This window comes from Marinobacter sp. UBA2498 (assembly GCF_002341575.1).
GTDB lineage: Bacteria > Pseudomonadota > Gammaproteobacteria > Pseudomonadales > Oleiphilaceae > Marinobacter > Marinobacter manganoxydans.
In genome coordinates this window covers 15,810-22,186 of record NZ_DDOI01000118.1, presented here as the reverse complement: position 1 = coordinate 22,186, position 6,377 = coordinate 15,810, and the positions used below count along the sequence as shown (strand labels likewise).

At 58.4% G+C, this 6,377-nt stretch carries 7 protein-coding genes and 1 pseudogene; 5 read left to right on the top strand and 3 right to left on the bottom strand.

What is annotated here, in order from left to right:
- Positions 1 to 84 precede the first annotated feature (84 nt).
- The gene (locus tag B2W52_RS16645) at positions 85 to 597 is read right to left on the bottom strand and encodes a copper chaperone PCu(A)C (protein ID WP_008176049.1); all 513 of its coding nucleotides are present in this window, start codon (positions 595 to 597) and stop codon (positions 85 to 87) included.
- A gap of 260 nt (positions 598 to 857) precedes the next feature.
- On the opposite strand from B2W52_RS16645, the gene B2W52_RS16640 reads away from it, so the two are divergent.
- The gene (locus tag B2W52_RS16640) at positions 858 to 1,577 is read left to right on the top strand and encodes a tellurite resistance TerB family protein (protein WP_273071175.1); all 720 of its coding nucleotides are present in this window, start codon (positions 858 to 860) and stop codon (positions 1,575 to 1,577) included.
- Between the two features lie 3 nt (positions 1,578 to 1,580).
- Here B2W52_RS16640 and B2W52_RS16635 read toward each other — a convergent pair whose 3' ends face one another.
- On the bottom strand, positions 1,581 to 1,919 hold the full coding sequence (locus tag B2W52_RS16635) for a zinc ribbon domain-containing protein YjdM (protein ID WP_008176055.1): 339 nt from the start codon (positions 1,917 to 1,919) through the stop codon (positions 1,581 to 1,583).
- 40 nt (positions 1,920 to 1,959) lie between these two features.
- Complete coding sequence (locus tag B2W52_RS16630; protein ID WP_273071173.1) at positions 1,960 to 2,532, bottom strand: histidine phosphatase family protein; 573 nt, start codon at positions 2,530 to 2,532, stop codon at positions 1,960 to 1,962.
- Between the two features lie 363 nt (positions 2,533 to 2,895).
- Between B2W52_RS16630 and B2W52_RS16625 the strand changes: the two genes are divergently transcribed.
- The 4 genes and pseudogenes from B2W52_RS16625 to B2W52_RS16610 all read left to right on the top strand — a co-directional run.
- Positions 2,896 to 3,348: a YaiI/YqxD family protein gene (locus tag B2W52_RS16625; protein WP_273071172.1), complete on the top strand. Its 453-nt coding sequence runs from the start codon at positions 2,896 to 2,898 to the stop codon at positions 3,346 to 3,348.
- Positions 3,349 to 3,450: 102 nt separating this feature from the next.
- Positions 3,451 to 5,253 carry an ABC transporter ATP-binding protein gene (locus B2W52_RS16620; RefSeq protein WP_092030234.1) on the top strand — a complete coding sequence of 601 codons (1,803 nt, stop codon included), beginning with the start codon at positions 3,451 to 3,453 and terminating at the stop codon, positions 5,251 to 5,253.
- 68 nt (positions 5,254 to 5,321) lie between these two features.
- Positions 5,322 to 6,095, top strand: coding sequence for an ABC transporter ATP-binding protein (locus B2W52_RS16615; RefSeq protein WP_092030236.1), 774 nt, complete (start codon positions 5,322 to 5,324; stop codon positions 6,093 to 6,095).
- Positions 6,085 to 6,377: pseudogene (locus tag B2W52_RS16610) on the top strand (iron-siderophore ABC transporter substrate-binding protein); the annotation flags it as partial. The gene B2W52_RS16615 and the pseudogene B2W52_RS16610, both read left to right, overlap by 11 nt.

Genomic DNA, 6,377 nt, shown 5'->3' with positions numbered 1-6,377 from the left:
GGAAGAAAACCACACCCTCGACGATGCCAAAGGGTGGGTTCAGGGCGTCCTTGACAAACTTCGCGGACGAAACTGAGTCGACGCTCAGTGGCCGCTGTGATCCATGGAATGACCAGAATGATTCTCCTTCTGGTCATTCATCATGGTTTGCCCGTCCAGCGGCGCAACATTCAGTTCAACTTGCATATCTTCCGCGCCATCAAAACTCAGGGTCAGCGGAATGCTCTCACCCTCGCGCAACGGGCTTTTTAGTTTTTCCAGCATCAGGTGAAAGCTGTGGGGCTTCAACTCCACGGTACTACCCCCTGGTATGACAAGCCCGCCCTTGACCGGCGCCATGCGCATCACACCATCGTGCATGCTGGTCTCGTGAATCGATACGCGGCCTGCCCTGGGGGTTGCGGCACCAACTAAGGTGATATCACTGCTGCCGCTGTTGGAGATATTCAGGTACCCCACTCCCATGGGAGTGCCAGGCGGTGTGGGTCGGCTCCAGGGATGATCGACCTTGAGCGGTCCATGACTGTAATCATGGGCAATTGCTGTCGGGGCAATAAGGGCCAATGCCAGCACACATATGCTCAGGCAGAACTTCATGTCGAGTGTTCCTTGTCGGTGGTGTATGGATAGAGGATAAGAAGACGCCCCCATGGATCCAAGTTTTTCAGTGCGACGAATGGTCGCAGATGAAGCTGCGGAGCCCCGGCTCAAGTCCCCTTATAGGCAAAAACAGTCATCAATGGAACTAAATGCTCCCAAATGTGACAACAGGGTAACACCGGCCCGATGAGCCCAGGCACCGGGCGGCGTAAACGAGTTTTGATCCGTAATGGCTAATCCGAGAGAGGCGCTGGCAAATGAACGTGATGTCTGTACTGAACCAGGTAATGAAACAGGCCCAGGGCGGTCAGTCCCAGGGCGGAGGCATGGATGTCAACAAAATGGTGAACAGCCTTGGAAGCCAATTCAAGGGCGGCCAGGGTTCCGGTTCAGGCATCGACGTGAAAAGCCTGCTGGGCGGCGGAGCCCTGGGTATGATGCTGGGATCAAAACGGGGCCGGAAAATGGGCGGCAAGGCCCTGAAATACGGCGCCCTTGCCGGCGTGGGTGTGTTGGCGTGGAAAGCCTACCAGAACTACCAGACCAACAATCAGGCCTCCTCCCAGCCAGCACTGGCACAACAGGGCCAGCCACTGGAGCAACTGCAAGGACAGGAACAGGAACAAAGGGGGCTGGAAATACTCCAGGCCATGATCATGGCGGCCCGTGCCGACGGCCACATCGATGCCAACGAGCGCGCCCTTCTCACCCAGGAAATCGAAAAACTGGGTCCGGATGATGAACTCCACGCCTGGATCCAACAGCAGTTCGACGCCCCGCTGGATGCATCTGCCCTGGCCCGCAATGCCGACTCACCCCAGGCCAGCCGGGAAATCTACATCGTCAGTGCGGTCATGATCGACGAACAGAACCCCATGGAGCGGGCCTGGCTGGATCAACTCGCCAGCGCCCTCCAGCTCGACCCGGGTCTTGCCAGGGAACTGGAACAACAGATCCAGAGTGCAACAGCAGGGTAGTCGTCAGGCTTTCTTGACGAACTCGGACTTCAGTTTCATGGCACCAATACCGTCGATCTTGCAGTCGATATCGTGGTCGCCTTCAACCAGGCGGATACTCTTCACCTTGGTGCCGACTTTAACCACGGAACTGGAGCCCTTGACCTTCAGATCCTTGATAACAGTCACCGAATCACCATCCTGAAGCTCATTGCCGTTGGCGTCGCGAACCACCTTCGCGGCGTCAGCTGCCGCAGCCTCCGCCTCAGACCACTCATGCCCGCACTCTGGGCATACCAGTTGAACGCCGTCCTCATAGGTGTATTCAGAACTGCACTGGGGGCATGGCGGAAGCTGCGACATTATCATTTCCTGTTAATTGAATGGGCGCAGGATTATACCATCAACGCCCGGGCGACACCCTCGCCAGAACCGTCGGATCTTCCGAAAGAGGCAGGGCGATAATCGCGCCCTCGTTCGACGAAGGGAAAATCCCGGTCAGGCCCGTAATGTTCACCTGATGCGACACCATGATCACCGGTGCCCCGTCCTCCAACTCATTCACCAGAGCAATCGTCTGCCGCGTCTGCGCCGGACCATCGCCACGGTTGCGAAAGAAAGAATTCAGCGACGGCCACTCCGTTACCTTCCCCATGTCCATCCCGGTTGCGGTATCCATGCAACGGCACCACTGACTGCTGAACACCCGCGCGTCCGTAATACCATGGTCCGCCAGAAACGGCTTCCACGCCCGCGCCTGCTCACGACCGACGTCGTTCAGATTCCGCTGGGTGCTGCAATCGTTGATATCAAAGTTGCCAGGATCTCCGGTCCCCGGGGCCAAGGCATGGCGAAGCATCAGAACAGCCCGTCCGTCTCTCAGAGCCTCCCAGGCTTCTTCGTTGTTATCGGCGGCGGAAACGCTGAAACACATGGCGACCGCCAGAAATGCGGTTAGGATAGATCTGGCAAGCATAATTGTTACCTCCTGAAAAAAATCCTATGCAGCTGTGCAATGCGCGGATGAACTGACGATGTCCGATTGAGGCATTGGGAGAGCCCTTCCAAAAATGTTGAAGGCCAAGGATGGCCTGAAACAAGCGCACATGGGCGAAGCAAACGTTTATGAAGCGAAGCTTCATGTGCGGCTGAGCGACAGCAATCTGTGATTGCTGGCCGGACCCCGAAGGGGTGCTCGTAGCGGTTTTTGGAAGGGGGCTCTCAATGCCTCCAGCACCAAGTTCCAAGGCTACTGAAGAGATACGCGGACAACATCTATCAGGCTCATATCAACAAAAGGTAGACTCTCGAGAGAACCAAGCAAACAAAAGGAACCACCATGCCAATCTGGGTCGACGCCGACGCCTGCCCCGTCCCAATCCGGGAAATCATCTGCCGCGCCGCCACCCGCTGGCAAATCGACACCACCTTCATCGCCAACCACGCCATCACCCTGCCACCGAGCCCTTACATCAAGCGCCGACAGGTCCCCCAGGGCTTTGATGTGGCCGACAACGAAATCATGGACCAGATGCACGAAGGCGATCTCGTGATCACGCAGGACATTCCCCTGGCCGCCGAAGCCATTGAAAAAGGCGCCGACGTCTTCAATCCCCGCGGCCAGGCCTTCACCAAAGAGAATATTCGCCAGCGCCTTGCCATGCGCAACTTTATGGAAGAAATGCGCAATGCCGGCCAGGTCACCGGAGGCCCCGCCCCTTTCTGCCAGACCGACCGCAAGGAATTTGCCGACAAGCTTGACCGCTGGCTGCAAAGAAACAAACGCAGTTGATAATGATTCTATTTTAAAACCCGGGCAGATCCGCTACCCTTCCCGCCTTATTATTTTCAGGCTCAACGCGGGCCTGCCTGATTCAAGGGAGAGAAGCGGAGTATGTCCTCACACAGCCACCAAACCACCAGCAGCTTTGCTGCCCTGGCCCGCCTGCTGAGATACGCCCGGGGATACCGCCGACAGATCATCGCTGCCACCACCTGCTCGATCATCAACAAACTCTTTGATATTGCCCCGGAAATCCTGATCGGTGTCGCCATTGATGTGGTCGTCAACCAGGAAGAGAGCTTTGTGGCTGGCCTCGGTTTTGAAACCGCCCAGGAACAGATCACCATTCTGGCCGTACTCACCTTTTTTATCTGGGCCGGCGAATCCCTGTTCGAATACCTGTTCCAGATCCTGTGGCGCAACCTAGCCCAGCGTTTGCAGTCGGACCTCCGACAGGATGCCTACGAACATGCCCAGCGCCTCGACATGAGTTTCTTCGAGGCTCGCAGCTCCGGCCAGCTGGTGGCCACCATGAACGACGACGTCAACCAGCTCGAGCGCTTCCTCGACGGCGGCGCCAACGCCATGATTCAGGTGCTGGTGACCGTGGTTGCCGTCGGCGCCGTATTCTTCGTGCTCTCGCCGCTCATTGCCCTGCTCGCATTCACCCCCATTCCCCTGATTATCTGGGGCGCCTTCTACTTCCAGCGCAAAGCGGGGCCGCTCTACGCCGACGTTCGTGAAAAAGTTGGTGACCTGTCCAGCCGGCTGGCCAACAATCTGGGCGGCATCGCCACCATCAAGAGCTTTACCGCTGAACAGCGAGAGGCAAAGCGTCTGAAAGAAAGCAGCGAAGCCTACGTGGAGGCCAACCGCCGGGCCATCCGCATCAGCTCTGCGTTTATTCCGGTGATCCGGATGGCCATTCTGGCCGGCTTCCTGGCCACCTTCACGGTGGGGGGCATGATGGCCCTTGAAGGAAACCTGAACGTGGGTGCCTATGGCGTTCTGGTCTTTCTTACCCAGCGCTTGCTGTGGCCCCTGACCGGGCTTGCCGAAGTGATTGATCTGTTCGAACGGGCCATGGCAAGCACCCGTCGGATTCTGGACCTTCTGGCCGAGCCCGTGCACGTGCGAGACGAGGGTGGCAAGGCACTGGCAGAGCCGGTGAAAGGCGATGTTGAGCTGGACAAAGTAAGCTTTCACTATCCCTCCAGCGGCGCAGGAATCCGGGATATCAGCCTGACCGTGCCAGCTGGCAATACCCTTGCGCTGGTCGGCGCAACCGGTTCCGGCAAATCCACTCTGATCAAGTTGTTGCTGCGGTTCTACGATCCGAGCAACGGCCAAATCCGAATCGATGGACAACCCATTCGGGATCTCAGCCTGCAATCCCTGCGCGGCGCAATTGGGCTGGTGAGTCAGGATGTTTACCTGTTCGAGGGCACCATTCGGGAAAACCTTGCCTATGGAAATCCGGCGGCGTCCGATACCGAGATCATAGATGCAGCGAAAACCGCGGAAGCCTGGTCGTTTATTGAAGCGCTGCCCGAGGGCATGAACACACCGGTGGGCGAACGGGGCGTTCGTCTGTCCGGGGGACAGCGCCAGCGACTGTCCCTCGCCCGTGCACTGCTGAAAAATCCGCCGATACTGGTGCTTGATGAAGCCACCAGCGCGGTGGACAACGAAACAGAAGCCGCCATCCAGCGGTCACTGAAGCGTATCGGCCATAACCGGACCGTGATCATGATTGCCCATCGGCTCTCCACCATCGTTGATGCCGACTCCATCGCGGTCATCGAAGGCGGCAAAGTGCTGGAACAGGGAACTCACCGGGAGCTGCTGGACCAGGACGGCGCTTATGCCAACCAATGGCGTGTGCAGACCGGGCAAATACAGGCAGCCATTTAACGCAATATATATTGATAGTGATTCGCATTTAAATTATTCTGCAGGCCCTCAGCATTTCGGGAGCCTGCATGCCTGTTTTCTTCGACGTTTCCAATCTTGATGTCCGCATTGGCGACACCACCATACTTCAGAACCTGAACCTCGGTTTCGGTGAGGGTGAGGTAACAGCCCTGCTCGGGCATAACGGCTCCGGCAAGTCCACTCTGCTCAAGGTGCTTGCCCGCCAGCTTGCCCCCTCAACCGGCAATGTCCGGCTTCTGGGCAAATCCTTCCGGAGCACGGGTGCACGGGAATTTGCCCGCAATGTGGGCTACCTGCCCCAGCATCCGCCAGGAACCGACGGTTTGACGGTTCGCGAGCTGGTTGCCCTGGGGCGCTACCCCTGGCGCGGACCGCTAGGACGCTATAACGAGGAAGACCACCGGCTGATCACCCGGGCCATTGAGGACACCGGACTCAGCCAGTTCCAGCATCGCTCTGTCGACACGCTCTCCGGTGGTGAACGCCAGCGCGCGTGGATTGCCATGCTGCTGGCCCAGCAAACACGATGCCTGCTGCTGGATGAGCCCATATCCGCCCTGGATGTGAAACATCAGGTGGAAACCCTGCGTCTGGTGCATCGTCTCGCCGAGCAGCGGGATCTTACGGTTATCGTGGTGCTGCACGACGTGGATCTGGCGGCCCGGTTCTGCGACCGTCTGGTCGCTCTGAAATCCGGGCAACTGGTTGCCGATGGCAGCCCCCGGGACATCATGGATTCCGGCATCCTGGAATCCATATATGGCGTGCCCATGGGCGTGATGGAGCGCGCGCCCGGACAGTGGGTGTCCTATGTTCACTAGGTCTGAACGCTGCTGGCGATACGGCGCGGCGCTGCTGCTGAGTCTGCTGCCGGTCCTTACCAGTGCCGCAAGCTGGCAGCACGAACAGGGGACCCTGACCCTCGATAAAACGCCGGAACGGGTGATTGCTCTGAACTGGGCCGCCACCGAGGCGCTGCTGTTACTGGGTGTCACGCCCATCGGCGTTGCTGATCGGGATGGCTATAACGTCTGGGTCAGGGAACCGGAACTGCCAGAGGGAGTCGCCAACATCGGCACCCGCGTCGCGCCAAGTCTGGAAGC

Coding starts and splice junctions, on each gene's coding strand:
- B2W52_RS16645 (WP_008176049.1), bottom strand. CDS start 597: ATGAAGTTCTGCCTGAGCATATGTGTGCTGGCATTGGCCCTTATTGCC.
- B2W52_RS16640 (WP_273071175.1), top strand. CDS start 858: ATGAACGTGATGTCTGTACTGAACCAGGTAATGAAACAGGCCCAGGGC.
- B2W52_RS16635 (WP_008176055.1), bottom strand. CDS start 1,919: ATGTCGCAGCTTCCGCCATGCCCCCAGTGCAGTTCTGAATACACCTAT.
- B2W52_RS16630 (WP_273071173.1), bottom strand. CDS start 2,532: ATGCTTGCCAGATCTATCCTAACCGCATTTCTGGCGGTCGCCATGTGT.
- B2W52_RS16625 (WP_273071172.1), top strand. CDS start 2,896: ATGCCAATCTGGGTCGACGCCGACGCCTGCCCCGTCCCAATCCGGGAA.
- B2W52_RS16620 (WP_092030234.1), top strand. CDS start 3,451: ATGTCCTCACACAGCCACCAAACCACCAGCAGCTTTGCTGCCCTGGCC.
- B2W52_RS16615 (WP_092030236.1), top strand. CDS start 5,322: ATGCCTGTTTTCTTCGACGTTTCCAATCTTGATGTCCGCATTGGCGAC.